We start from the raw sequence: 23,481 nt of genomic DNA on the forward strand, positions 1-23,481 counted from the left end.
CGCGCATGCGCCTCCGACTGCCCTCACCCACCGTGAGACACCCTCCGCGCGAGCCGGCTAGCGGTCGGCGGGCGAAGCTCCGTGCAGGACCACACGGAGAGGATGTGGGGCGCTGGTGGCGAGATCGCCGAACACGGCGAGCAGCAGGGCGTACTGACCGGCCGGCTCGTCAACGAGCAACTCGCCGGCGTCAATGATCAGCAGGGTGAGCGGGCCGGCGTCCAGCCGGTCCCGGAGCACGTCGGCGAGGGCGTCCCAGGTGCTCCCCAGGTGCGCCGGTAGGGCCAGCGCACCGGCCAACGCGGCGAAGAGCGCGGGCCGGGTTCGAGCTGCTCCACCGGACAGCACCACCGCGCCGGGCAGCTCCGGGACGGCGTCGCGGCAGACCGTCAACCAGTCGGGCAGCCGACCGTCGTCCTCGTCGTACATCAGGTTTCTCCTGGTCTGGCTTGTGCGACGATGCCGGGGGCCGGCCGGACGCAGCCGGCCGGCCCCCGGTCGGTCAGAGCCGGTAGAAGTCGGTGTAGTGGTTGGGTGAGAACCAGGTGACCCCGGTGCTGCGGTTCACCACGATCCGGTACGCGTCCCGGGCGGCGCCCTGGGTCCGCGGGTAGACGTCGTACTCGTAGTAGGTGGCGTTGGTCGGCAGTTGACCCTCGTAGTTGTAGAACCGGCCGCCGGCGAAGTTGGATTTGCCGCCGCTCCAGGAATACCAGCCGCGGCTGGTCGGGAAGCCCTTGGCGGACCAACCCGAGCGGGCGGTACGGGCGTCCGCACAGCGGCTGACATTGCAGGAGCTGTAGACCGCCGCCGAGGCGGAGTCGGTCAACTGCGGGGCCACCACGGACGGGCCGACCAGCGCGGCGGCGACCATGGTGAGGAGCAGGGCGAGAGTGGTGGTACGCCGGCGGATCGCGCCGAGCGTGGCCAACGGGGACACGGGGGTGGACACAGGCTGCCTCCAGACCATCCAGTCGATCGATCCGCATCACTGTCGGATCAACCCCAGTCTCACCGTTGCTGGTCGACGGCGACAGCCCCCGTCGCCCCAACTGCGCCACAATGCTCGGTGAACCCCGCACGACCCTCCGCCCTCGTGGTCCCTGACGGCGTGGCTACGGGCAAATCGGTCATCGGTTGTTAGCGTGAGACGCGGATCCGCGACCGTGGAGGGGTGCCATGACGGACGCCCCCGATGGGAGGCCGAGGCCCGCGGACCAGTGGCGACACCGGGGCGTTCGGGGGCTGACCATCGCCCGCGACGCGAGCGTCCGCGGTTGGCGGTGGTGGGCGCGGCACTGGGATCGACTGGTCGCGGCCCTCCAGGACGAGGCGCCCGTCGGCTCCGGCGCGGCCCCGTCGCCCTCCGGCCCCCTCGTGGAGCAGCGCGACGCGCCCCGGCTGATCGCGGTCCCGGCACGCGGATACGTGTACTCGTTCCACATCCGCGCCACCTTTGCCTGGTCGTCGTCGACAAGCCTGCGCTCCGAGGTGCTGAGCTGGTACGTGCAGTACTTCCAGCCCAACGCGATCCAACGGCTGACCCGGCTCGCCGCCGACGCCGCCCGGAATCTGCCGCCGCATCGCGCGGCTGACCTGGAGGTGGCGTTGCGGCAGGCGCTCGCCGACGATCCGGAGTGGTCCTACCAGCGGGGTGACATCGTCATCACCTGCCGCCCCGACGCCGCCGTCCGGCTCGACGAGCGGATCATGCCGGCGCTCCAACCACACGTCGACCGGCTGCTCGAACTGGAGTACCAGTTCGACGAGCAGGTGCGCAAAGCCCGGTACGCCGAGGAACTGAGCCGCCAGTGGGCGACGCTCCTGAACACCCACGCCGACGACCAGGACGTCGCCGACGCCCGCGACCACATGCTCACCACTCAGCGGGAAGCCGCCCGCTGGATCACCGAACTCCTACGCCGCCACGCCGAACACACGGCAGACGCGGTGAGCAGCCCACTGATCCCGCCACAACAGAGCCGCCCCAGCCCTGACTAATCCCGCCCCCCTCGCGCCTTCCGGTCGCGTCAAGATCACTTGATGGTGAGTAGTTGTTTGGGGCTGTCGGCAATTTCTAAGCATCAAGTGATCGTGGGCGAGTGCGGCCTCGAATTTCCTGGCAGGCTGGCCACCAAAGCTCATTCGGCAGTGCATCCTCGTGCCGCTGCAGGTCGGACAAGAGCCGCTACCTAAGGCTCCCGCATCCAGGTCTTGGGGTCAGTCACGAAGACACCCTTGCCCTGCTGCCGCCGAATCACCCGCAGCGCCTCCAGCCGGGCGTAGGCCATCTGCACGGTCCCGTGGCTGACGTCGTAGCGAGCACGCAGCTCAGCAATTGAGGGCAGCTTGTCCCCCGGCTTCAACCTCTTCGACCTGACGTCGGCGATCACATCATCGGCGATGCGCCAGTAATCCGGCACTTCTCGCATGGCACTCCTCGCGTGGCAACCCGATTTGATCACACCGCGACGCGCCTAACAAGCAGCGTTGACTCATCTGACATGTCTAGCTATGTTGATTCCGAGCCGATCCTCGCGTGGCAACGAGTTCGGCTCATCCCCTCGGTCGGGGCGGGTGCGTGCGCCCGTCCCGACCCACCGGACTGCTCTGCTGGCGTACCGCTGAATTGGGCTGCGGCGGCGGAGCGGGCGGGTCGCCCGCGGCCCCCGAGCGGACGGCCCGCCCTTCCAGACCCACCACAAGGACCTTTCGCGCTTCCGCCTGCCCTCAGAAAGGACCGTCGTGGCTCAGGTGTATCGAGGTGGCCAGCCCTACCCCGCCGGCTACCCAGGCAGGTTGACGCCGCACGAGGTGCGGACCCGCGCGTTCGCCGCGTGCCGGCGCGGTGTCGACCCCGATGAGGTACGCGAGTTCCAGGCCCGGGTGGCCGACGAGCTGGCCATGCTCAACGAGACGGTGCGGCTGCTCAGCCAGGAGAACGACCGGATCAAGCGGGCGCTGCGCGACTGGCAGACCATGCACGCGCGGGAGTGCCCGCCACCGCAGGAGCACCACCACAACTCCGGCCGCTGGTGACCGCGCGTCCCTCCCCCGGCGACCTGCTTGTCATCGACGGCGGGGCCTCGGTGCAGTTCGCCGGCGATCGCGCCCTGACCCTCCGCGTCGTCTCAGTCTGCGACCGGCCGACGTACCAGGGCTGGGTCTGGCTGACCGGCTACGTCCTCAATCGCCGAGGCAACGCAACCGCCAAACGCGAGGTCTACGTCCAACTCGCCGGCCTTCGCCCCGCTCCCGCACTCGCCACACCAACTCGGGGCAGACAGGGCCTTCACCTCCGAAGCATTCGCTGAGCGACGCTGCCTCTGCTCGTCGCGCTCAGCACCACACGCCGAAACTGAAAGCATCACGGGGCAGTTGCTGGGCCCTTTCGCTGCCACCACGCCGTGAACAGGGTGGCCACCTGAGCCTTGATTTCCTCGGCGACGAGCCCTTGGCCGTGACCCATCAGCGGCACGAGAGCGTGCTGGTAGACGTCCCGGTGCCGTTCAACCGATGGGCAGGCGAACACGGCCAGCATGCGGAGCACGCGCACGGTGTCCGCACCCAGAAGGGGGAAGTGGGCGTCCAGTAGCCGCGTCAGAGCCGACCACACCCTGTCGACGACGAGGTTGACGACAGCGTCCTTCAACTGGCCGGCGATGCGGCCTGTGAGGTGATTCGACAGCGCATTCTTGAGGGCCTGCTTGGCCGTGTCGGCGACAAGGCCGATGGTTTTGTTGACCTTCTCGATCAACTGGATCAGCGCCACCAGCAGACTGCACCAGCCGTGACTGGCCAGACCCTTCTTGATTTCGCGGGCGGTTTGCTCATTCCGAACGAGTTTGCCGATGCCCTCCGAGATCTCTTTCCCTGAATGCGCCATGATCTCATCGGCGAGAATGTTGATCCGCCCGTTGTCGAACGACAGCACAGCCTTGTCGTTGACGTCGAAGTCCCGTTCAAGCCCGCCCTCGGTCCTGGGACGGGGGTCCGTAGCCCACAGGTGATCAGCAAGGTCCAGACGAGCAAGATCGACTAACTGCTGCCGATTGTTCGCATTGAACCCCAGCTTCCCGGCGGGCCCCTTCTTGATCTTGCGTCTGAGCGTGCGTCGCCGCTCGTCGCGTACGGCTGGGGGCTCGACGGCGAGCGTCGCCCATCCACCCCAACCATGCAGCGAGCCACCACAGCCTGAGCACTCGCAACCTGGATTCTGGGCATTCGCGCAATTCAGTCGATGCGTGTTCACAGCCATCCGCAGCCCGCCGATCGGCTCGCCGTCGCTTGGGGTGAAGCACCAATAACCCTAAGTACCTGGCTGGGCGCTGCCAATCCGGTCCTGTCGCTGAAGATCCGGCATTCCGCCATTTCAGCGAGAGGCCTTAGCTGCCAGACGGGTGCGCGCGCCGCCTGCATCCAATGATGGTGTCGGATTTCTGATGGACGTGGCCGAAACAATCTGCAGGCCGGACGCCGACAAGCTGGCCCATGCTCAACGAGACGCTACGGCTGCTCAGCCAGACCGACCGGATCCAGCGGGCGGGGCGCTGCAGGACTGGCACACAATGCACGTCGTACCACGGCTAGATGTGGCTGCCCGACTACGTGCTCAACCGTCGCGGCGAGGCGACCGCCAAGCGCGAGATCTACGTCCAACTCGCCAGCCTCAAACCGGCTCGCGCTCCTGACACCACGGCTCGCCGCGCCGCGCTGGGCGCTCGCCCGCTGGCACCGGGACAACCAGGTGGTGCGTTTTCGCTGGTCTAGCCGCCGAAGCTCAGCGCCTGCCGCAGATCCACGTCCAGGCTCTCGTTGTACTGCGGGTCGGGCTCAGCCCCGCCAGCGCTGAGGACGGTGCTGAAGAAGCATCTGGCGCCAACGGCGAGGATCACGCGGAAGATGTCCGCGTCATCGAGACCGTGAGCCCGCAGGCCGGCAACGTCGGCCTCGGTGATGGAGTTCGCGTTGGCCGCGGCCTTCCCGGCGAAGTTGACGACTGCGACCTCCTGCGCGGAGAGACCAGCGTCGCCGTGGTCTGACGCGATGGCGGCGACGGTCGACGCGTCGAAGAACTTGTCGCGTAGGACCTTTCCATGAGCCAGGCCGCAGTAGGAGGACTTCAGGGCCCGGGCCGCGGCGAGGGTCGCCAACTCATAGCGACGCAGCTCCATCCCGGCCTTCACCGCACCGTTGAGCTGCTGCCATGCCTGGTACACCGCCGGGCTGTGGGCGAACAACCTGGTGTAGTTGGGCAGGTAGCCCATCGCCTTCGTGTCCGTATCGAACATCCGCTCGGTGTCCGGCGACTGCTCTGCCTGCTGCAGAAAACTCATCCAACTCCTCCCCATGCTTGACCGGAGACGGTACGCCGTTGGGACTGCGGACGCTGTCGGGAAATCGGCCGTGCACGGGGCGTGATCGTCGTCCACCGGCCACAGCTAGCCGAATTGTCGGAGCTGCGCGATCGGGTCGACCGCAATGGGTACAGGCTGCGGTGGGCCATCGATGAACAACTGCCATCCGGGCGGCGGCGCGGGCCACGACGGATCGGGTTGCCAGCCAGCCGGCGGTATCCAACCTTCGGGAGCCGCTGGCAACCGGGCGGGGCATTGAACACATCAGTGCGGTCCGTCTCCCGCGATGAACCCCGGCGCGGGTCTCCCCGTCCACGCCCACATTTCCAGTGCCTTCCGGTCGATGAGCGTGATGTTGAGCTGCCGGGCCATCCGGATGCCGTCGCCTGCGGTAAAGAAGCTGTTCGTCACGAGGATGCAGATCTCGCCGCCGTGGATGTCCCGGCAGGTGCCGGCGAACCGCTGAATCGCGGCACTGCCGACCCGGTTGCTGAGGCTCTGCCGCTTGCACTGCGCCACGACGCGTCGACCGTCCGGAGCGATCGCCGTGACGTCGGCTCCCCGGTCACCGGAGCCGCCGCGCACCGTCACATTCCGAAACCCGGACGCAACCAGGATCCGGGCGAACCACTGCTCGAACTCTGGTCCGCTCATCGTGTCGGTCACCTCGATCAGCCTGTCCCGCTGGGCTTGGTTGGCCCGTTCGCGCGCACGCTGCTTCGACACGACAAGAACCGCCGCGGTCGTCCCCGCAACGACGAGGCTCACCAGGAGAGCGGACCAGTATGGATGCCGCTGCACGAAGTCGACGACCATGCGGAGGAGCACGAAACCGACGACGACACAGAGCACCAGAACCCAGCCGTTGGCGGATCTGCCGCCACCGGTCACGCGGCGGACCGTCGATCTGCGCCGCACGCTGCCGCCGCGCCGCCTTCGGTAGTGCGCCCGAACCCGCGCCCCACCCTTCCTGTTGTGTGACCTGACGTACGGCACGAGGCACCTCCCCGATCGAGGAAGTCTCAGTGTCGTGGCAACGTCCGACAAACCGAGTGCACGGCCGTCAGCAGTGTCCGGAACCCGTCACTGTGCCCGTGCCCGTACCGTCGGCGTCAGCCGTCGTGCCGGCACCGGTGCACTCAGTTGGCGGGCACCTCCGGCGACGTCGCGGTCGACCGGTCGACCAACGCCTGCCGCAGCGTCGCGGCCTGCTCCACCGATCCCCCGCGCACCCCGAGACTCCGCCGAGCCACCCGGTAGTACCCGTCACGGGCCTCGTCGACGCGGGTCAGCATCTCCGCCACGTCCGGTGGCGCCTCGACAATTCCCCGGGCCAGCCGTTCGACCTGCCAGATCGCGTCCCGCCAGCTGGCGGCGGCGGCGACTGTCGGTTCGTCGCCGAGCAGCAGCAGGTTCTCCCAGACGATGGTGCGTCGAGCGTCCGCCTCGGCCAGCCGGGCCAGCCCCTCCTCGCGGTCGATGGGGTGGCTTCGCGAACCCGGCCGGTGGTCGGCCGTCAGTCGCAGCGCCACCGAGTGACTCTCCTTGAGGGCGTGCGCGTAGTCGACGTACGCGTCGAGCCGCCGCTCGTCCCAGCGGACGCTCTGGCTGCGCCGCCACCGGGCACGGTCGGCGAGCGAGGTGGCGAGGATCGTGCCTAGGGTGCCAACCAGGACGCCGAGGAGCGTCGGAAGCTGCGTAAGAAGGTCGCTCACTCGGTCGAGGCTGCCAGCCCCGGGCAACCCTCGTGTGCCCCGACCCTCAGCGTCAGGCTCGGCGGGTCGCCAAAATGGCAAGGGTTTCCCGGCGTACTTCGTCGACGTCGTGCATGAGGCGTCGGTGGGCGAAGCGGACCACCAGGATCCCGATGCCTGCCACCAGAGCATCGCGGCGCAGGTCGATCTCACGCTGGCGTGGGTCGCCGTGGGTGGTGGCCCCGTCGAGTTCGATGTTGACCCGCTCCCGCTCGGCGAACATGTCGAGGTACACCGTGCGCGGCCCAACTCGGACCGGCATCTGTCGGCGGAACACCGGCATCCCCGGACCGGTGAACACGTGTTCGTGTCCCCAGATCTCCAGCGGGCTCCGGCAGCCGTCGGCGAGCCTCGCCAGGAGTGTCCGGAACGCCGCCCGGTCTGTCAGCCTCGGTGCGCTCCCCAGGGCCACTCGTAGCCGCTCGGGGGTCGTCAGCCATTCGTTGACCGCCCGGATCACGGGTGCCCGCCGCTCGGCGGGTGGCAGTGCCGGCCACGAGTCGACGAGCGCGTGTTCCAGGCGGGTGACCGTCAGGCCCTGCCGCACCACCACGTGCGGCGGTGCGATGAGCAGGCCGCGTCGTCGATGCACGACCACCCCGGGTCGGGTGCGCAGATTGGCGGACGTCGGTGTGCTCAGGTGGACGAGGTCGCCCACAGCCGGCGGACGCAGCCCCCACGCGCCGAGCGCGCTGACGTGACTGAGCGCGCCGCGGCCGCCCGCCCAGGCGAGGGCCGCGCGATGACCCAGAGCCGGGTCGAGCCGACTGAGGGCAGGGGCGCCGGGCCGACCACCGACGAGATGTGCCGCCACGAACACCTCGGGCAGCACTCGCACCAACTCACCGTTACGGCAAGCCGACTCCAACGTCCACGACGGCACCACCTGCCGGGCAGCTCCGAGCGTCACCAGCCCGCCGCCAAGCTCCACCAGCTCCCGAAGCACCGAATTCACACCATGGACCGTTCAGCCTCACCCCAACCCGAGGCAACCACGCCACTCACCCCACTGTGGACAGCAGGCAACCTGTGGACGGCGACCGGACGCGCCCGATCTGTGCTGGCCAAGATCGGTGGCAGTTCAGCAGTCTGGTGCGCGGCGTGTCGAGCTGCTCAGCTGCCAACGATCGCAAGGACGCCAACCGAGCACGTCACGACGGCACGTCGCGGCGGCGGAAGCCGGCCACGCCGACGGCGAGCAGGGCTGCGGCCACCGCCGTCAGCACCACCAGCGGCGCCACCGCCGGGTCGACCGCGGGCACGGACGGCACATGGGTGTACGGCGAGACGTTGAGCGCGGCCTGGGGCAGCTCGAGCACCGCCCCGAGTTGCCCGAGGAGCAGGAAGATCAGCAGGGCTGTCCAGGAGAGCACCACGGACCAGCGGGGCAGCAGCCCGAACAGAGTGGTCACCACCCCGGCGACCACGAGCAGGGCGGGCAGTCGCAGCAGCGCGGCGCCGCCCAGCTCGACAGCCTTGCCGAGCGGGTCGTCGGTGACGAGGCCGTAGCCGAGGCCGGTGGTCACGCCGGCGAGCAGCAGCAACGCGACCGCGCCGAGCGCCGCGGCGAGGACCTGGGTGCCGAGCCAGCGGGTACGGCTGACCGCCGTGGCGAGGGCGGCTTCGAGGACGCCGTCGGTTTCGTCGCCGCGTACCCGGAGCAGGGCCTGCACCACGTACGCGCCGATGGTCAGCGCGAAGAGGCCGAGCATCGCGGCCAGGTACGCGTCGAGGAGGTTGGCTCCGCCGCCCATCGCGTTGATCGCCTCGGCGGCGGCCGGATTCTGGTCGATCATGGCGTTGAACTCGTCGCCGGCGATGCCCATGGAGAAGCCGAGTACGGCCACCCCGACCGCCCAGCCGAGCAGCGTGCCGCGTTGCATCCGCCAGGCCAGCCCGGCGGGGCTGAGCAGCCGTGGCGTGCCGCTCGCCGGTCCGCGTCGGGGCGCGATCAGCCCGGCGCCCAGGTCGCGGCGCTCCGCGAGGGCGTACGCCAGTGCCACCCCGGCGAGCAGCAGCGCGACGGGTAGGGCGAGGACCCACCAGCGTTCACCGCCGAAGGCCCGCACCTGGTTGCCCCAGCCGAGCGGGGAGAGCCACGAGGGCCAGGCGCTCTGCACCCGGGTGCCGTCGGCGCTCTGCTCGCCGAGCACGTCGCCGGCGGCGCGCAGCACGAAGGAGAGCCCGACGGTGGCCGCGGCGAGCGCGTTGGCGCCCCGGGCGGTGACGGAGAGTTGGGCGGTGACGGCGGCGATCGCCGTGAAGGCGACCCCGACACCGCCGATCGCGGCGGCGGCGGCGAGGGAGCCGGCCAGCGGTAGGCCGGCGCCGATGAGGGCGAACGCGAGCAGCCCGGCGGCCAGCACGTTGGCGGCGACGATGACGAGCAGTGCGGCGGTCAACGACGCGTACCGGCCGACCACTGAGGCGCCGAGCAGCTCCGCCCGGCCGGTCTCCTCGTTCTGGCGGGTGTGCCGGGTCACCGCGAAGGTGCTCAGCAGGGCGACGATCAGGGCCAGCGTCACGTACGTCTCGGCGACCACCACCGCGCCGAGGTCGGCGCCGGCGATGGGGCCGTTGAAGGCGCGGGCGACCAGGCTGGACGCCGAGGTGGTGGCGTATCCCTGGAGAGCCTCCTGGTCCGGATAGATGCCGGTGACGCTGCCCGCGAGGGCGTAGCCGAGCAGCGGTGTGCCGAGGACCCAGATCGCGAGGCGGATCCGGTCGCGGCGCAGCACGAGCCGGGCCAGCAGCGCGGTGTTGGTCAGCGCGCTCACCGGGCACCGGCCTGCGGGGCGCCGGCATCCGAGGCGGCACCGGCATCCGAAACGGCGGGAGCACCGGCACCGGCGGCGGGGTCGTTGCCGTAGTGGCGCAGGAAGAGCTGCTCCAGGGTCGGTGGGGTGCTGGTGAGGGCGCGGACGCCGAAGCGGATGAGCTGGCCGAGCAGCGCGTCGAGGTGCGCGGGGTCGACCTCCAGGTGGGTGCGCCCGTCGACCTCGTGCACGTCGTGCACGCCGGGCAGCGTGTCCAGGCCGGTGACCGGCCGGGCGGTCTCGACGGTCACCGCCGTGCGGGTGAGGTGGCGCAGCTCGGTGAGGGTGCCGGACTCGACGGTGCGGCCCTCGCGGATGATGCTGACCCGGTCGCAGAGGGCCTCGACCTCGGCGAGCACGTGGCTGGAGAGCAGCACTGTGGCGCCGGCCTGCTTGACCCGCCGGACCTCGTCCTGGAACACCGCCTCCATCAGCGGGTCGAGGCCGGAGGTCGGCTCGTCGAGCACGTACAGCTCCACGTTGGAGGCGAAGGCGGCGACGATGGCGACCTTCTGCCGGTTGCCCTTGGAGTACGTGCGGCAGCGGCGGGTCGGGTCCAGGTCGAAGCGGTGCAGCAGCTCGTCGCGACGACGCCGGTCGAGGCCGCCGCGCAGCTTGCCGAGCAGGTCGATGGCCTCCCCGCCGGTGAGGTTGGGCCAGAGGTTGACGTCGCCGGGCACGTACGCCAGCCGGCGGTGCAGGCGGACCGCGTCGCGCCACGGGTCGGCGCCGAGCACCTGGGCGTCGCCGGAGTCACTGTGGAGCAACCCGAGCAGGATCCGGATGGTGGTGGACTTTCCGGAGCCGTTGGGCCCGAGGAAGCCGTGCACCTCCCCCTGCTCGACCCGCAGATCCAGCCCGTCGAGTGCCCGGATCGCGCCGAACGTCTTGACCAGGTTGCCGATCGAGATGACGGGCATCGCCCCTCCTGCCGTTGGCTGCGTCGATCGACCTCACTGTACTGACCAACGGTCAGTCGAATCAACGGTGATCGTGCCCACCGGTCAGGGCGTCGCTAGGCTGGCCGGCATGACCGCCGATCCCGCGGACGACACCCGTACCCGGATCCTGCGCGCCGCGCTCGACCTGTTCGCCGAGCACGGCTACCAGCGGACCTCGCTGCGCCAGATCGGCGAGCGGCTGCGGCTGACCAAGACCGCGATCCTGTATCACTTCCCGGCCAAGGAGCACCTGCTCGCCGCCCTGGTCGAGCCACTGCTGGCCGACCTGGAGAGGCTGCTCGACGCCGCGCAGACGCAACCCACCGAGCGGGCCCGGTGGACGGTGCTGGAGGGCTGGGTCGACATCATGCTCGCCCATCGCCGACCGCTCGGCATGCTCTACCACGACATCGCATTGGTCGGTCGGGGCGACACGTACCATCGGTTGATCACGATCGCGATGCGGGCCAACGACATCATCGCGGGGCCGGATGCCGGACGTCGGGAGCGGGTCCGGGCGGTGCAGGCGGTCGCCGCGTGCAGCGATCCGGTCGTCTTCTTCACCGACGTGTCCGACGAGGTGCTGCGCGCCGACATGCTCGACGGCGTACGCCGACTGCTGACCGCACCGACAGCGGACGCCGCAGGTCCGACGGAAGCCGACCCGGCGGGCGCGGACGCGGGCCCCACGCACCCGCCGAGCCTGGCCCTCGCGAGCCGTGCGGACGCGGCGCCGGGCGGCGGGGCGGCTGCCCGTCGGCGGCGGCCCGGTCGACCGCCGGCGCTGGGTCGGGAGCAGGTCGAGGCGGCCCGGCGGATGCACGCGGCGGGCACCCACTCGGTGGACGCCATCGCCGCCACGTTGGGTGTCTCCCGGGCCACCGTCTACCGCCACCTGGACCGGCAATAATGAGACAGTTTTAGCGACGGTTTCGAGACGGTTGTGAGCGGATGCTCAGGCCGCCAGAGTGGCGTAGCGGCCGTTGCGGTCCAGCAGGCTGTCGTGGGTGCCGGCCTCGACGATCCGGCCGTGGTCGAGCACCGCGATCTGGTCGGCGTCGCGCACTGTGGAGAGCCGGTGCGCGATGGTGATGGTCGTCCGCCCCTCGGCCAGCACGTCGAACGCGCGTTGCACGGCACGCTCGGTCTCGGTGTCCAGCGCGCTGGTGGCCTCGTCGAGGACCAGGATGCGGGGGTCGCGCAGCAGCGTGCGGGCGATGGCGAGCCGCTGCTTCTCGCCGCCGGAGAAGCGGTGGCCGCGGGAGCCGACAGTGGTGTCGTACCCGTCGGGCAGCCCGGCGATCAGGTCGTGGATCTGGGCTGCGCGGGCGGCGTCCTCGATCTCGGCGTCGGTGGCGTCCGGTCGGGCGTAGCGCAGGTTCTCCCGGACGGTGGTGTGCAGCAGGTACGTCTCCTGGCTGACCACGCCGACGATCGCGGCCAGATCGGCCAGTCGCAGGTCGCGCAGGTCGACGCCGTCGATGGTGACCCGGCCGCCGGTCGGGTCGTGCAGCCGGCTGACCAGTCCGGCGAGGGTGCTCTTGCCGGAGCCGGTCTCACCGACCAGGGCGAGGCTGGTGCCGGCGGGCACGTCCAGGGTGATCCCGGCGAGTGCCGCGGTGTCGCTGCCCGGGTAGCCGAAGGTGACGTCCTCCAGGCGCAGGTGGCCGCGCACCCGGGCCGGGTCGAGGCGGACCGGCTCGGTGGGGTCGGCCACGTCGACGGGCAGGTCCAGGTATTCGAAGATCCGGGCGAACAGCGCCAGCGACGCGGTGAGCGAGACGCCAACGTTGAGCAGACCCATCAGCGGTCGGAACAGGCCGCCCTGCAGGGCGGTGAACGCCACCAGGGTGCCGATGCTCAGCGTGCCGGCGGTGCCGGGCAGGCCCGCGGCGAGGTAGATGACCGCCGGTACGGCGGCGAAGATGATGCTCATCGAGGCCATCCGCCAACGGCCGGCCAACTCGCTGCGCAGTTCCAGGTCGACCAGGCGGGCCGACGAGGCGGTGAACCGGTCGACCAGAGCGGGACCGGTGCCGAGGGTCTTGGCCAGTTGCACGCCGCTGATCGAGAGCCCCTCCTCGACGGTGACGTTGAGGTCGGCGAGTTCGCGTTGCCGTTCGGCGGTGATCTCGCGGCGCATCCGGGCGACGCGGCGGGTCAGCCAGATGGCGGGCGGCAGCACCACGAGCGAGACCAGGGAGAGCTGCCAGGAGAGCGCGACCATGGCGACCGCTGTGGCGACCACAGTGGTGAGGTTGGACGCGACGGCGGTGGCGGTGGACGTGACCACCGACTGCATGCCGCCGATGTCGTTGGTGATCCGGGACTGCACCTCGCCGGTGCGGGTGCGGGTGAAGAAGCCGAGCGACTGGCGCTGTAGGTGACTGAAGACGTCGGTGCGCAGCCGGTGCATGACCTGCTGGCCAACCTGGGTGGAGATCCAGGTCTGTACGACGCCGAGGGCGGAGGTCACCGCGGCCACGGCGACCATGCCGATGACCAGCCAGACCAGCAGGGTCACGTCGCCCTGGGGTAGGGCGCTGTCGATCACGGCACGCAGCAGGAACGGGCTGGCCATCGCGATGATCGAGGAGAGCACGATGATCGCGGTGACGGCGGCCAGCGCGGGCCGGTGGGGGGTGAACAGGCGGCCGATGCGACGCAGCGACACCTGGCGGGCCTGCGTCTTCTCTTCGGCGCTGACGGTGTGGTGGCCGCGGTCGCGGCCCATGGGGGTGCGTTCCAAGGGGCACTACCTTCCGGTCAGGGAAACATTACTGAGGTTACCTCAACATGAGGGAACAACCGCATCGGCTGCTACGGTATTCCGGTGATCGAGCACACGTCCGACGGCGCGGACGACGAGAGCCTGGCCGAGACGTTCTGGGCGGTGGCGTCCCGTCTGCGCCGGCAGACCCGGGAGTCGTTGGCGCCCTGGGACATCACCCCCAGCCAGTCCCGGGCGCTCGGTGTCCTGGGCCGGCACGGCGAGGTCCGCCCCGGCACGCTCGCCGAGCACCTGCACATCGCACCCCGCTCGGCGACCGAGGTCGTCGACGACCTCCAGACCCGTGGGCTCGTCGAGCGCCGGCCCGACCCGGCCGACCGACGGGCGACCCTGGTCGCGCTCACCGAGGAGGGCAACCGGGTCAGCGCCGCCATCCGGGCCGCCCGCCGGGCCGAGGCGGACCGCTTCTTCGGCCACCTGGACGACGCCGACCGGGCCGAGCTGTCCCGCATCCTGCGCACCCTGCGCGCCTGACACCACGGGTTTACCCACACCGGGCGGGGGTAGCCAGCGGCCCCGTTCGGGGACGAGGTGACAGGAGGACGCTGTGTCGCTGGTGCCACACCTGATCCATCGCCCCGCCTGATGTGCGGGATCAGCGGGGAGGCCCGATTCGACGGTCGCTCCCCCGACGCGGCGGCGGTCACCCGGATGACCGAGGCGATGCGCTCGCGCGGCCCGGACGACGAGGGCCTGTTCGCCGACGGATGGGTGACCCTCGGGCACCGCCGGCTGACCATCATCGACCTGTCCGACGCGGGCGGGCAGCCGATGGTCCGCGACGACCTGGGCCTGGCGCTGGTCTTCAACGGCTGCATCTACAACTACCCCGAGCTGCGCGAGGAACTGCGGAACGCCGGGTACGACTTCCACTCCACCAGCGACACCGAGGTCATCCTGGTCGCGTACGCGCACTGGGGTGAACGGTTCGTCGACCACCTGGTCGGCATGTTCGCGATCGGCCTGGTCGACCGGCCGCGGCGGCGGCTGATCCTGGCCCGCGACCGGCTCGGCATCAAACCGCTCTACCTGGCCGAGACACCTGGGCGGCTGCGGTTCGCCTCCACCCTGCCCGCGCTGCTGCGGGCCGGCGACGTCGACACCAGCATCGACCCGGTGGCGCTGCACCACTACCTGTCCTGGCACTCCATCGTGCCCGCGCCACGGACGGTGCTGCGCGGTGTGCGCAAGCTGCCGCCGGCCACCCTGCGGGTGATCGAGGCGGACGGGCGCAGCCGCGAGGAGGTGTACTGGCGACCCGACTACGTGCGGGAGCCCGCCGACGCGGGGATGGACGCCGCCGACTGGAAGGCCGCCATCGGGGACGCGCTGCGCGCGGCGGTACGCCGACGGCTGGTCGCCGACGTGCCGGTCGGCGTGCTGCTCTCCGGTGGACTGGACTCCAGCCTCATCGTGGCGCTGCTCGCCGAGGCCGGGCAGCAGCACCTGCGGACGTTCAGCATCGGCTTCGACAGCCGCGACGGCGAGTCCGGCGACGAGTTCCACTACTCCGACCTGGTGGCCCGCGCGTACGACACCGACCACCAGCGGATCCGGCTGGCCGACGACGACCTGGTGCCCGCCGTACGGCGTGCCGTGCTGGCGATGACCGAGCCGATGGGCAGTCACGACGTGGTCGCCTTCCATCTGCTGTCCGAGCAGGTGGCGCAGCATGTGAAGGTGGCGCAGTCCGGGCAGGGCGCCGACGAGGTGTTCGCCGGCTACGGCTACCACCAGCCACTGGTGGAGGCGCCCCGGCACAGCGCCGCCGAGACGTTCGCCGCCGCGTTCTTCGACCGCGACCACGACGAGCTGCGGGGCATCGTCGGCCCGGCGTACTCGCTTGAGCACGACGCCAGCCGGGAGCTGCTCACCGAACACCTCGCCGCGCCCGGGGCACAGACCGCGCTGGACGCCGTGCTGCGCCTGGACACCCACCTGATGCTCCCCGACGACCCGGTCAAACGGGTGGACAGCATGAGCATGGCGTGGGGGTTGGAGGTGCGTACACCCTTCCTCGACCAGGACCTGGTCACCCTGGCCGCGCACTGCCCGCCGGAACACAAGGTCGCCCAGAACGGCAAGGGCGTACTCAAGGAGGTCGCCCGGGAGGTGCTGCCGGCGGAGGTGATCGACCGTCGCAAGGGCTACTTCCCGGTGCCCGCGCTGCGCAACGTGGACGGCCCGGTGCGGCACCTGGTCGCCGAGGCGTTGCAGGCGCCGGCCGCGCGCGAGCGAGGGTTGTTCCGCCCGGAGTACGTGGCACAGCTGCTCGCCGAACCGGACCGGGCCGAGGCGGCGGCCGGCAGCAACAAGCTGTGGCAGCTCGGCCTGCTGGAGCTGTGGCTACAGACCCACGACATCCGCTGAACGCCGCCGATCAGCCGGCGGTCGTGCGGGCGGCCAGGTCGTCGACGACGGCGCGCAGGTCACCGGTGCGCTCCAACACGCGGCGCTGCCGGGTCGCGCCGGTGCCGTCGCGGCGCAGACGGGCCAGTTGCGCCAACACGTACCCCAGGTCGCCGTGGCGCAGCAGGGCCGGGGCGATCACCGCCATCAACTCGTCGACGAGCGCCCAGGCGGGGCGGGTGCCGCCGGCGCGCAGGTCGATGAGTTCGCCTTCGAGGCCGTCGTGAGCGGCCCGCCAGTGGGCGGCGGCGACCAGACAGTCGCGCACGGGCGGCGCGGTCACCCCGGCGCGTACGTCGTCGGCGAGGGTGGCGACCAGTGACCGGACCAGCGCGGCGACCAGCACCGCGTCGTCCACGTCCGGGCAGACGTCGCCCACCCGGATCTCCACCGTCGGGTAGGCCGACGACGGTCGGGCGTACCAGTAGACCATCGCGGCGTCGAGCATGATGCCGGCGGCGATCAGCTCGTCGACGGTCCGGTCGTAGTCGGCGGCGGAGTCGAAGTACGGCGTCGGGCCGATACTGGGCCACCGTTCCAGCTGCATGGACCGCCAGCTGGCGTGCCCGGTGTCGTACCCGTCGTGCAGCGGTGAGTTGGTGGTGATCGCCTGCACCACGGGCAGCCACGTCCTCAGGTGGTTGCAGACCTGCACGGCCAGTTCCCGGTCGGGCAGCCCGACGTGGACGTGACAGCCGCACACCGCCGGGTCGTGCGCCACCGGGCCGTACCGGCGCGACATCGCGTGGTAGCGCGGCTCGTCGGGGACCGTCCGGTGCGGCTCGGCCACCGGGGTGGCGCCGATCGCCACCAGCCGGGCCCCGGCCGCCGTGGCGGCCTCGGCGGCGGAGTGGCGCAGCGCCACCAGGTGCGCGCGCAGCTCGCTGAGGTCGGCGCAGACCGGGGTGACCATCTCCACCATGCTGTGCCGGAACTCCTGGCGGCTCTGGTCCCGGGCGGAGCCGCGCAGCGCGGACAGCACCTGGTCGGCCACCGGCAGGTTGCGCCCGCTTTCCGGGTCGAGCAGCAGGAACTCCTCCTCGACGCCGAGCGTGAGGGTGGACAGGTCGGGCACGGTGCCGGCGGTCGCCGAACGGTACTTCATGGTTTCTCGCCCTCCACTGCTGCGGCCGGCGCCTCGGTTTCCCGGCCCGGCCCGACGGCAAACGCCGCTCAGGACGTCGCCAGGGCCGCCGCGCGGGCGGTGAGGAAGGCCCGTTCGGCCGCGTTGTCCGTCAGGGCGACGGCTGTCCGGTACGCCTCGACGGCCTCCGCCTCCCGGCCGAGGCGGGCGAGCAGGTCGGCGCGGACCGCGTGCTGCACGTGATAGCTGTCCAGGTCGAGCTGATCCACCTCGGCCAGCCCCGCGGCCGGCCCGGCCACCTCGGCGAGCGCGACGGCCCGGTTCAGCGCGACCACCGGGCTGGGGGCGACGACCGTCAGGTGGTCGTACAGCTGGAGGATCTGGCCCCAGTCGGTGTCGGCGCTTCGCGGCGCGGCGCTGTGCACGGCGGCGATCGCGGCCTGGATCTGGTACGGCCCGGGCCGGTCGCGGCGCAGGCAGCGGCGCACCAGCGCCTGCCCCTCGGTGATCAGCTCGGCGTCCCACCGGGCCCGGTCCTGGTTGGGCAGCGCCACCAGCTCACCTGCGGCGTTGGTCCGCGCGTTGCGGCGGGACTCGGTGAGCAGCATCAACGCGAGCAGACCGAGCGCCTCCGGCTCGTCCGGCATCAGCTCGACCAGCAGCCGGGTCAGCCGGATCGCCTCGACGCACAGCTCGGCGCGGACGAGCTGTCGCCCGGCGCTCGCCGTGTACCCCTCGTTGAAGATCAGGTAGAGCACCGCGAGCACCGCGTGCAGCCGGTCGGGCAGGTCGGCGTCGCGGGGCACGCGGTACGGGATCCGGGCGTTGCGGATCTTCGACTTGGCACGGACCAGCCGTTGCGCCATGGTCGCCTCGGGCACCAGGAAGGCCCGGGCGATCTCGGTGGTGCTCAGCCCACCGAGCAGGCGCAGGGTGAGCGCGACCCGGGCCGCCGGGGCGAGCGCCGGATGGCAACAGGTGAAGATCAGACGCAGTCGGTCGTCGCGCACGGGTCCCTCCTCGACGGGTCCGTCGGCGGCGAACAACAGGGCCGCCTGGGCGTGCCGGTCGACCCGGGACGCGTCGCGGCGCAGCCGGTCGATCGCCCGGTTCCGGGCCGTGGTGATGATCCAGCCGGCCGGACTGGGCGGCAGGCCGGTCGTCGGCCAGCGCGCCACCGCGACGACGAAAGCCTCCTGCACAGCCTCCTCGGCGAGGTCGATGTCGCCGAGGAGGCGAACCAGAACGGCGACCGCGCGCCCGTACTCCGCGCGGAACACCGCCTCCACATCCGGCACGGTCAGTCTCCGGCCCCCGCCTGGAAGGGGCGGACCTCGATCGGCAGCGTCGTGGCCAACGCGTAACGGCGGCCCACGTCCAGGGCGGCGTCCAGGTCGGGCACGTCGATGATCGTGATGCCGCCCAGGTACTCCTTGCCCTCGACGAACGGGCCGTCGGTGACCAGGACGTCGCCGTCGCGGGCGCGCAGCACGGTGGCGGTCTCCGGGCCGTGCAGTCCCTGGCCGAAGACCCACGAGCCGGTGGAGACCAACTCGGCGCGCAGCTCACCGAGCTGGCGCATCACCCCGGCCAGAAACTCCGGGTCCGGGGGCAGCTCACCCTGCGGCTGGTGAAGGCTGAGCAGGTACAGCGTCATCGTTCCTCCTCGCGGGGGGCCGGCCCGTCGCCGACCTCTCATCCTCCACACGATCGGCCGGGGCCCGGATCGACAGGCCGGCGGAAAGTTTCTCGGAGGCCGGCCCGGCCCCGGGGTCGGCGTGCCCTTTGCTCTGCACCCACGGATGCGACAGTCGGCGGCCCACCGAGGCGTCGCCTCGGTGGGTGCAGAGCAAAGGACGAAGGACAGGGGTACGGTCCGCCTAGGTGCGGGTGCTGGAGGCCCTCGACCGGGTGGGCGGTGCCGGTGAACGGGCCGCGGCCGAGGTGCTGGCCGGGTGGCGGAACGACCGGAGCCGGCCCGGTCTCGGCGGGACCGGGCCGGCCACGGCCCTGGGTGCTACCCGGGCCGACCCGGTCACGGAGGACCGGGCCGGCGCGGGCGCCCCGGTCAGGGGTAGGTGGTCAGGTACACCTGCTGGTTGGCCGCGTTCGCGGTGCCACCGGCATTGTTGATCACCCGGTTGATGGTGCCGACGCCACCGAGCGAGACGGTGACCATGTTGGTGAAGCGCACGTTCGGGTTGTTGGGCACCTCGAAGGCCCGCTCCTCCACGACGGCGGGGTTCACGTTGAAGTAGCTGTAGCTGCCCAGCCCCCACGCCTGGTGGCTGGTCACCGAATCGGCGACCTTGTACGCGGCGTAGCCCCGGGTCGACCCGTTCATCCAGGCCGCCTGGTTGGGCGGGTCGTACGGCAGCTCGTTCTGGTAGAAGTACGTCCGGCCGCCGTTGCCGTTCCAGATGGTCTGGTACTTCTGGTAGTGCTCGACGAAGAGGCCGTACATGGTGACGTTGTCGCCGTTGACCGTGAGCCCGGTGTCGGCCGTGTTCAGCGTCCACCCGGTGGGTACGCCGCTGGCGGCGTGGTCGGCCCTCCACAGCCACATGTGGTCACCGATCACGTTGTCGCTGTTGACGGTCAACGTGTTGGTGGCCTTGCCGACGTGTGGGCCGCCGATGCGGAAGAACACGTCGTGCAGCGAGGTCGGGTTGCTGGCGTGGCTCGCGGACGAGCCGGACGGCCCGACCTCCATCAGCACCGGCGAGTTCGTCGTGCCGGCCTCGAACATCAGGCCGGCCACCTTGACGCCGTCCACATCGGCCACCCGCATCCCCACGCTGCCGTTGTCGGCCTGGATGGTGGCCAGACCGAGGCCGAGGACGACAGTGTCGGCGCGGTTGACCTGGATCGGTTCGGTGACGTGGTGCACGCCCGGGGTGAAGAGCAGGTGCCGGCCCTGGGCGAGGGCTGCGTTGATGGTGGCCGCGCTGGTGCCCGGCTGGACGACGTAGAACTGCGACAGCGAGATGGACGAGCCGGCCGGGGTCTTGTTGTACCAGCTGGTGCCGGTCGAGTTGGTGCGCAGTGCCGGCACGAAGACCCGGTACTCACCGGTGCCGTCGACGTAGAGGAACGGCTTCTCCCGCACCTGCGGGGTCTGGCCGATGACGGTGTGCGACGGGTTGGGGAAGCTCGGCGCGGGAGCGCCGTTGACGCCCTGGAAGACCATGTTCCACACCGAGCCGGTCCAGCCGTTGCCGAACTCGCTGTTGCGCGAGTACCACTGCTGCTGCGAGCCGGAGACGACCAGGCCGTCGACGCGGGTGTCGGCCATCAGGCCGCCGCTGGACCAGCCGTCTCCGCCGTTCCAGAGCTGGATCTGGTTCTGCGCGCCGCGCAGGTGCATCCGCCGGTAGGGCGCCGCCTGGGACACCGCCCAGCGCTCCACGGTCTGCCCGGCGGGCAGGGTGACCGACAGGTTCTCGGCGGCCCGCCAGAAGTTCTGGGTGGCGTTGCCGCCGAACCAGAACGCCTCGGTGCGCACGTGACCGTTGAGGTTGACGTCGTCCGGGCTCATGCCGAGGCCGGCGACCTGGGTAAAGAAGCCGAGGTTGACGTCGGCGGTGTAGGTGCCGGGCTTGAACAGCACCGCGTAGCGCTGCGGGCCGAACTGGTTGGTCTCCTGCTGGGTGAAGAGGGTGTTCAGTCGACTCTGGATCGTCGACGTCGGGGTGCTCGGGTCGAAGACGAACGTGTTCGGCCCGAGGTTCGGGTTGCGCGGGTCGGTCGTGTCGACCGGTGGCTCGCTGGTCCCGCCGCCGGTGGTGTTCACCGCCAGCTCCCACAGTGAGTAGCCGTACGCGGTGCCTCGGGCGGTGCCGTACATCCGCAGGTACCGGCCGCTGCCGCTGACGGTCAGCGACTGCGTGCCGCCGGTGCCCGTGGTGGTCGAGTAGATGGTGGTCCAGGTGGCACCGTCGGCCGAGGTCTGCAGCTGGAACGCCCGGGCGTACGCGGCCTCCCAGGTGAGCACCACCCGGCAGATCGTGCGGGTGCTGCCCAGGTCGACGCGCAGCCACTGCGGGTCGCTGGCGGCGCTGGCCCACCGGGTTCCGGTGTTGCCATCGACCGCGGCGGACGCCGCGAGGCCGGCGTCCTGCGTGGACGAGGCGGTCGCCGGGCTGCCCTGCGCGACGTTCGTGCTGCCGCAGGTGGGCGTGCTGCCACCGGTCTCGCCGTAGACCTGGAACTCCCAGAGCGAGTAGCCGTAGCCGGTGCCCCGGGCGGTTCCGTTCATCCGCACGTAGCGGCCGGCGCCGGTGACGGTGAGGTTCTGGGTGCCGCCGGTGCCGGTGGTGGTCGAGTAGATCGTTGTCCAGGTGGCGCCGTCGTCGGAGGTCTGGAGCTGGAAGGCGCGTCCGTAGGCGCCCTCCCAGAGCAGGTTCACCTGGCTGATGGTTGCCCGGGCGCCCAGGTCGACCTGGAGCCACTGCGGGTCGCTGAACGCGCTGGCCCAGCGGGTGCCGGTGTTGCCGTCGACCGCAGCGGAGGCCGGGGTGCCGGCGTTCTCGGTGGACGACGCGGTGGCGGGGCGGCCCTGGGAGAGCAGGGTGGGTGCGGCCTGCGCGGGTGTGGTCGCACCCGCCGGGGTGAGCGCCGCGACCAGGGCCACGGTAAGCCCGACGATCAGGTGCCGGACGGCCCGTCGGGGACGCGGGCGTGCGGATATTGCACGAGATGTCATGACATCGCCTGTCGATAGGGGGTTACGGATGCCGGACGGGTGGGATCGGGTTGGGCCCCGTGGCGCCGTGGGTGGTGCCAGCGATGGGCGGCGCCGCGGACCGGAGAGCGCTCTCGAGTGAGTGTTGCGGCGAGATTGCGACGGCGTCAAGACATCGATCTATAACACCGTTATTTATCCCGAGCCTCGGGTTTTGTGTAATTTGCCGTCGCCGGCGCCGTCGTTCCGGCTCAGCGGCGGATGCCGCCCTCGGTGAGGAAGCGGGCGATCGGCAGGGTGGCGGCGCCCAGCGCCACGGCGTCCACGCCGAGCCGGCACAACTCGATCGACGCCTGCTCGTACGGCTGGCGCAGCGCCTGCCGGCCGGCGGCCTCCCGGACGGCCGGCAGCAGGTCGCCCAGCGCCATCGCCGCCCATCCGCCGAGCACCACCCGCTCCGGGTTGAACAGGTTGATCAGGTTGGCCACCCCGGCACCGAGGTAGCCGGCGGTGTCGTCCAGCACCCGCCGGGCGGTGGCCGAGGTCTCGGCGGCGGCGACCAGCGCGGCGATCTGGGACTCCTCGTCCTCGCCGGGCACCGGTCGACCCCGACGCGCCTCCCGATAGCGGTCGATGATCGCCTCGGCGCCCACGTACGCCTCCAGGCAGCCGCGCGCGCCGCACCGGCAGGCCCGGCCGCCGTACACGAGGGTGGTGTGCCCCCACTCCCCCGCGCTGCTGGACGCACCCCGGTAGGTGGCGCCGTTGGTCACCACCGACGCGCCGACCCCGGAGCCGACAAGCGCGAAGACGGCGTGCCGGGCGCCCCGGCCGGCGCCGAACCACATCTCGGCCTGGCCGAGGGTCTTGGCGCCGTTGTCGATGTGCAGCGGCAGATTGGTGCCGGCGCCGATCAGACGCTCCAGCGGCACCCGGTCCCAGCCGAGGGCCTGGGCGTGCACGACCGCCTCGGCGCCCTGCTCGACCACGCCCGAGACGCCGATGCCGACGCCGAGCACGTCGCCGGGGGCCACCTGCGCCTGGGCGGTCACCGCGTCGATGCCGGCCACCACGTGCCCGGCCACCAGGTCCGGCTCGGTCCGGGCCGGGTCGAGCGGGTACTCGATGCTGGCCAGCAGGGTCATCGCGAAGTCGAACAGCTCCACCCGGACCCGGGTCTCGCCGACGTCCACGCCGACCAGGAAGGCGAACCGGGGTGCGATCCGCAGCAGCATGCTGGGCCGACCGCCGTCGGACTCGGCGGCGCCGGCCTCGGCGACCAGCCCCTCGTCGATCATGTCGGCCACCACGTTGCTGACCGCCGGCTGACTCAGGCCCGTGCTGCGCACCAGGTCCTGCCGGGTGAGCGGGCCGTCGAGGAAGAGCTTGGTCAGCAGGGCAGACCGGTTGCGCAGCCGCACACTGCGGTTGGTGGCACGCGCCAGCTCCACTCGTCACCTCGTTTCCCGTCGGCCGTTCGAGGCGACTGTAACCGCCTCGTGCTTGACGACCCACCGGCCAGCAACTTTAATGACGACATAATTTAAGCCGTGATGTAACTCCCGGGAAACGCCGACGGACCCCGACGGCGCACCCCCGAACCCTGTCCGCAGCCGGCCCCCGTCGCCCGACCCCTATCGGTGAC

The 23,481-nt window shown here is 71.0% G+C and carries 23 protein-coding genes; 7 read left to right on the forward strand and 16 right to left on the reverse strand.

The window, feature by feature from the left end; all coding sequences use genetic code 11:
- Positions 1–57: 57 nt before the first annotated feature.
- Positions 58–429 (reverse strand): barstar family protein, encoded by a 372-nt coding sequence (locus GA0070619_RS13885; protein WP_088948447.1) that lies wholly within the window; start codon positions 427–429, stop codon positions 58–60.
- Between the two features lie 73 nt (positions 430–502).
- Entirely contained in the window at positions 503–874 is a 372-nt protein-coding gene (locus tag GA0070619_RS13890; protein ID WP_414855638.1) for a ribonuclease domain-containing protein, read from the reverse strand.
- Between the two features lie 305 nt (positions 875–1,179).
- On the opposite strand from GA0070619_RS13890, the gene GA0070619_RS13895 reads away from it, so the two are divergent.
- Entirely contained in the window at positions 1,180–2,001 is an 822-nt protein-coding gene (locus GA0070619_RS13895) for a hypothetical protein (protein WP_088948449.1), read from the forward strand.
- Between the two features lie 191 nt (positions 2,002–2,192).
- Here the strand turns inward: GA0070619_RS13895 and GA0070619_RS13900 are convergent, their stop codons facing one another.
- A complete protein-coding gene (locus GA0070619_RS13900; protein WP_088948450.1) occupies positions 2,193–2,432 on the reverse strand; it encodes a winged helix-turn-helix domain-containing protein in 240 nt (79 codons plus the stop codon).
- Between the two features lie 313 nt (positions 2,433–2,745).
- Here GA0070619_RS13900 and GA0070619_RS13905 point away from each other — a divergent pair, with 313 nt between their 5' ends.
- Both GA0070619_RS13905 and GA0070619_RS33465 read left to right on the forward strand, forming a co-directional pair.
- Entirely contained in the window at positions 2,746–3,039 is a 294-nt protein-coding gene (locus GA0070619_RS13905; protein ID WP_231927411.1) for a DivIVA domain-containing protein, read from the forward strand.
- Complete coding sequence (locus tag GA0070619_RS33465; RefSeq protein WP_088951788.1) at positions 3,033–3,314, forward strand: hypothetical protein; 282 nt, start codon at positions 3,033–3,035, stop codon at positions 3,312–3,314. The genes GA0070619_RS13905 and GA0070619_RS33465 overlap by 7 nt, the downstream gene beginning before the upstream one ends.
- A 53-nt stretch (positions 3,315–3,367) precedes the next feature.
- Here the strand turns inward: GA0070619_RS33465 and GA0070619_RS13915 are convergent, their stop codons facing one another.
- A complete protein-coding gene (locus GA0070619_RS13915; RefSeq protein WP_088948451.1) occupies positions 3,368–4,258 on the reverse strand; it encodes a hypothetical protein in 891 nt (296 codons plus the stop codon).
- A 332-nt stretch (positions 4,259–4,590) separates the two neighbouring features.
- Here GA0070619_RS13915 and GA0070619_RS13920 point away from each other — a divergent pair, with 332 nt between their 5' ends.
- Positions 4,591–4,770 (forward strand): hypothetical protein, encoded by a 180-nt coding sequence (locus GA0070619_RS13920; protein WP_088948452.1) that lies wholly within the window; start codon positions 4,591–4,593, stop codon positions 4,768–4,770.
- Here the strand turns inward: GA0070619_RS13920 and GA0070619_RS13925 are convergent.
- The 6 genes from GA0070619_RS13925 to GA0070619_RS13950 form a co-directional block, all read right to left on the reverse strand.
- Positions 4,767–5,336, reverse strand: a complete 570-nt coding sequence (locus GA0070619_RS13925) for a carboxymuconolactone decarboxylase family protein (RefSeq protein ID WP_231927412.1) — start codon at positions 5,334–5,336, stop codon at positions 4,767–4,769. The two genes, GA0070619_RS13920 and GA0070619_RS13925, sit on opposite strands and share 4 nt — an antisense overlap.
- Before the next feature lie 285 nt (positions 5,337–5,621).
- Positions 5,622–6,248 (reverse strand): restriction endonuclease, encoded by a 627-nt coding sequence (locus tag GA0070619_RS13930; RefSeq protein ID WP_088948453.1) that lies wholly within the window; start codon positions 6,246–6,248, stop codon positions 5,622–5,624.
- Positions 6,249–6,496: 248 nt separating this feature from the next.
- Positions 6,497–7,072, reverse strand: coding sequence for a hypothetical protein (locus GA0070619_RS13935; RefSeq protein ID WP_088948454.1), 576 nt, complete (start codon positions 7,070–7,072; stop codon positions 6,497–6,499).
- Positions 7,073–7,124: 52 nt separating this feature from the next.
- On the reverse strand, positions 7,125–8,066 hold the full coding sequence (locus tag GA0070619_RS13940) for an endonuclease domain-containing protein (protein WP_088948455.1): 942 nt from the start codon (positions 8,064–8,066) through the stop codon (positions 7,125–7,127).
- A gap of 196 nt (positions 8,067–8,262) precedes the next feature.
- A complete protein-coding gene (locus tag GA0070619_RS13945) occupies positions 8,263–9,888 on the reverse strand; it encodes an ABC transporter permease (RefSeq protein WP_088948456.1) in 1,626 nt (541 codons plus the stop codon).
- Positions 9,885–10,847, reverse strand: coding sequence for an ABC transporter ATP-binding protein (locus GA0070619_RS13950; RefSeq protein WP_088948457.1), 963 nt, complete (start codon positions 10,845–10,847; stop codon positions 9,885–9,887). The genes GA0070619_RS13945 and GA0070619_RS13950 overlap by 4 nt, the downstream gene beginning before the upstream one ends.
- 109 nt (positions 10,848–10,956) lie before the next feature.
- On the opposite strand from GA0070619_RS13950, the gene GA0070619_RS13955 reads away from it, so the two are divergent.
- Positions 10,957–11,778 carry a TetR family transcriptional regulator gene (locus tag GA0070619_RS13955; RefSeq protein WP_172862046.1) on the forward strand — a complete coding sequence of 274 codons (822 nt, stop codon included), beginning with the start codon at positions 10,957–10,959 and terminating at the stop codon, positions 11,776–11,778.
- Between the two features lie 45 nt (positions 11,779–11,823).
- On the opposite strand, the gene GA0070619_RS13960 is transcribed toward GA0070619_RS13955, so the two are convergent.
- Entirely contained in the window at positions 11,824–13,602 is a 1,779-nt protein-coding gene (locus GA0070619_RS13960) for an ABC transporter ATP-binding protein (protein ID WP_172862204.1), read from the reverse strand.
- Positions 13,603–13,701: 99 nt separating this feature from the next.
- Here GA0070619_RS13960 and GA0070619_RS13965 point away from each other — a divergent pair, with 99 nt between their 5' ends.
- Together GA0070619_RS13965 and GA0070619_RS13970 are read left to right on the forward strand one after the other, a co-directional pair.
- On the forward strand, positions 13,702–14,133 hold the full coding sequence (locus GA0070619_RS13965) for a MarR family winged helix-turn-helix transcriptional regulator (protein WP_088948460.1): 432 nt from the start codon (positions 13,702–13,704) through the stop codon (positions 14,131–14,133).
- Positions 14,134–14,244: 111 nt separating this feature from the next.
- Entirely contained in the window at positions 14,245–16,029 is a 1,785-nt protein-coding gene (locus GA0070619_RS13970; RefSeq protein WP_088948461.1) for an N-acetylglutaminylglutamine amidotransferase, read from the forward strand.
- A gap of 10 nt (positions 16,030–16,039) precedes the next feature.
- Here GA0070619_RS13970 and GA0070619_RS13975 read toward each other — a convergent pair whose 3' ends face one another.
- The 5 genes from GA0070619_RS13975 to GA0070619_RS13995 form a co-directional block, all read right to left on the reverse strand.
- Positions 16,040–17,173, reverse strand: a complete 1,134-nt coding sequence (locus GA0070619_RS13975; protein WP_088948462.1) for a carboxylate-amine ligase — start codon at positions 17,171–17,173, stop codon at positions 16,040–16,042.
- A 68-nt stretch (positions 17,174–17,241) separates the two neighbouring features.
- The gene (locus GA0070619_RS13980; RefSeq protein ID WP_088948463.1) at positions 17,242–18,450 is read right to left on the reverse strand and encodes an RNA polymerase sigma factor; all 1,209 of its coding nucleotides are present in this window, start codon (positions 18,448–18,450) and stop codon (positions 17,242–17,244) included.
- Positions 18,451–18,452: 2 nt separating this feature from the next.
- Positions 18,453–18,809 (reverse strand): YciI family protein, encoded by a 357-nt coding sequence (locus tag GA0070619_RS13985; RefSeq protein ID WP_088948464.1) that lies wholly within the window; start codon positions 18,807–18,809, stop codon positions 18,453–18,455.
- A gap of 411 nt (positions 18,810–19,220) precedes the next feature.
- Positions 19,221–21,857, reverse strand: coding sequence for a discoidin domain-containing protein (locus tag GA0070619_RS13990; RefSeq protein WP_088948465.1), 2,637 nt, complete (start codon positions 21,855–21,857; stop codon positions 19,221–19,223).
- A 230-nt stretch (positions 21,858–22,087) separates the two neighbouring features.
- Positions 22,088–23,287 (reverse strand): ROK family transcriptional regulator, encoded by a 1,200-nt coding sequence (locus tag GA0070619_RS13995; RefSeq protein WP_088948466.1) that lies wholly within the window; start codon positions 23,285–23,287, stop codon positions 22,088–22,090.
- Positions 23,288–23,481 lie beyond the last annotated feature (194 nt).

Origin of the sequence: Micromonospora zamorensis (genome assembly GCF_900090275.1) — a bacterium.
GTDB classification, from domain to species: Bacteria; Actinomycetota; Actinomycetes; order Mycobacteriales; family Micromonosporaceae; genus Micromonospora; species Micromonospora zamorensis.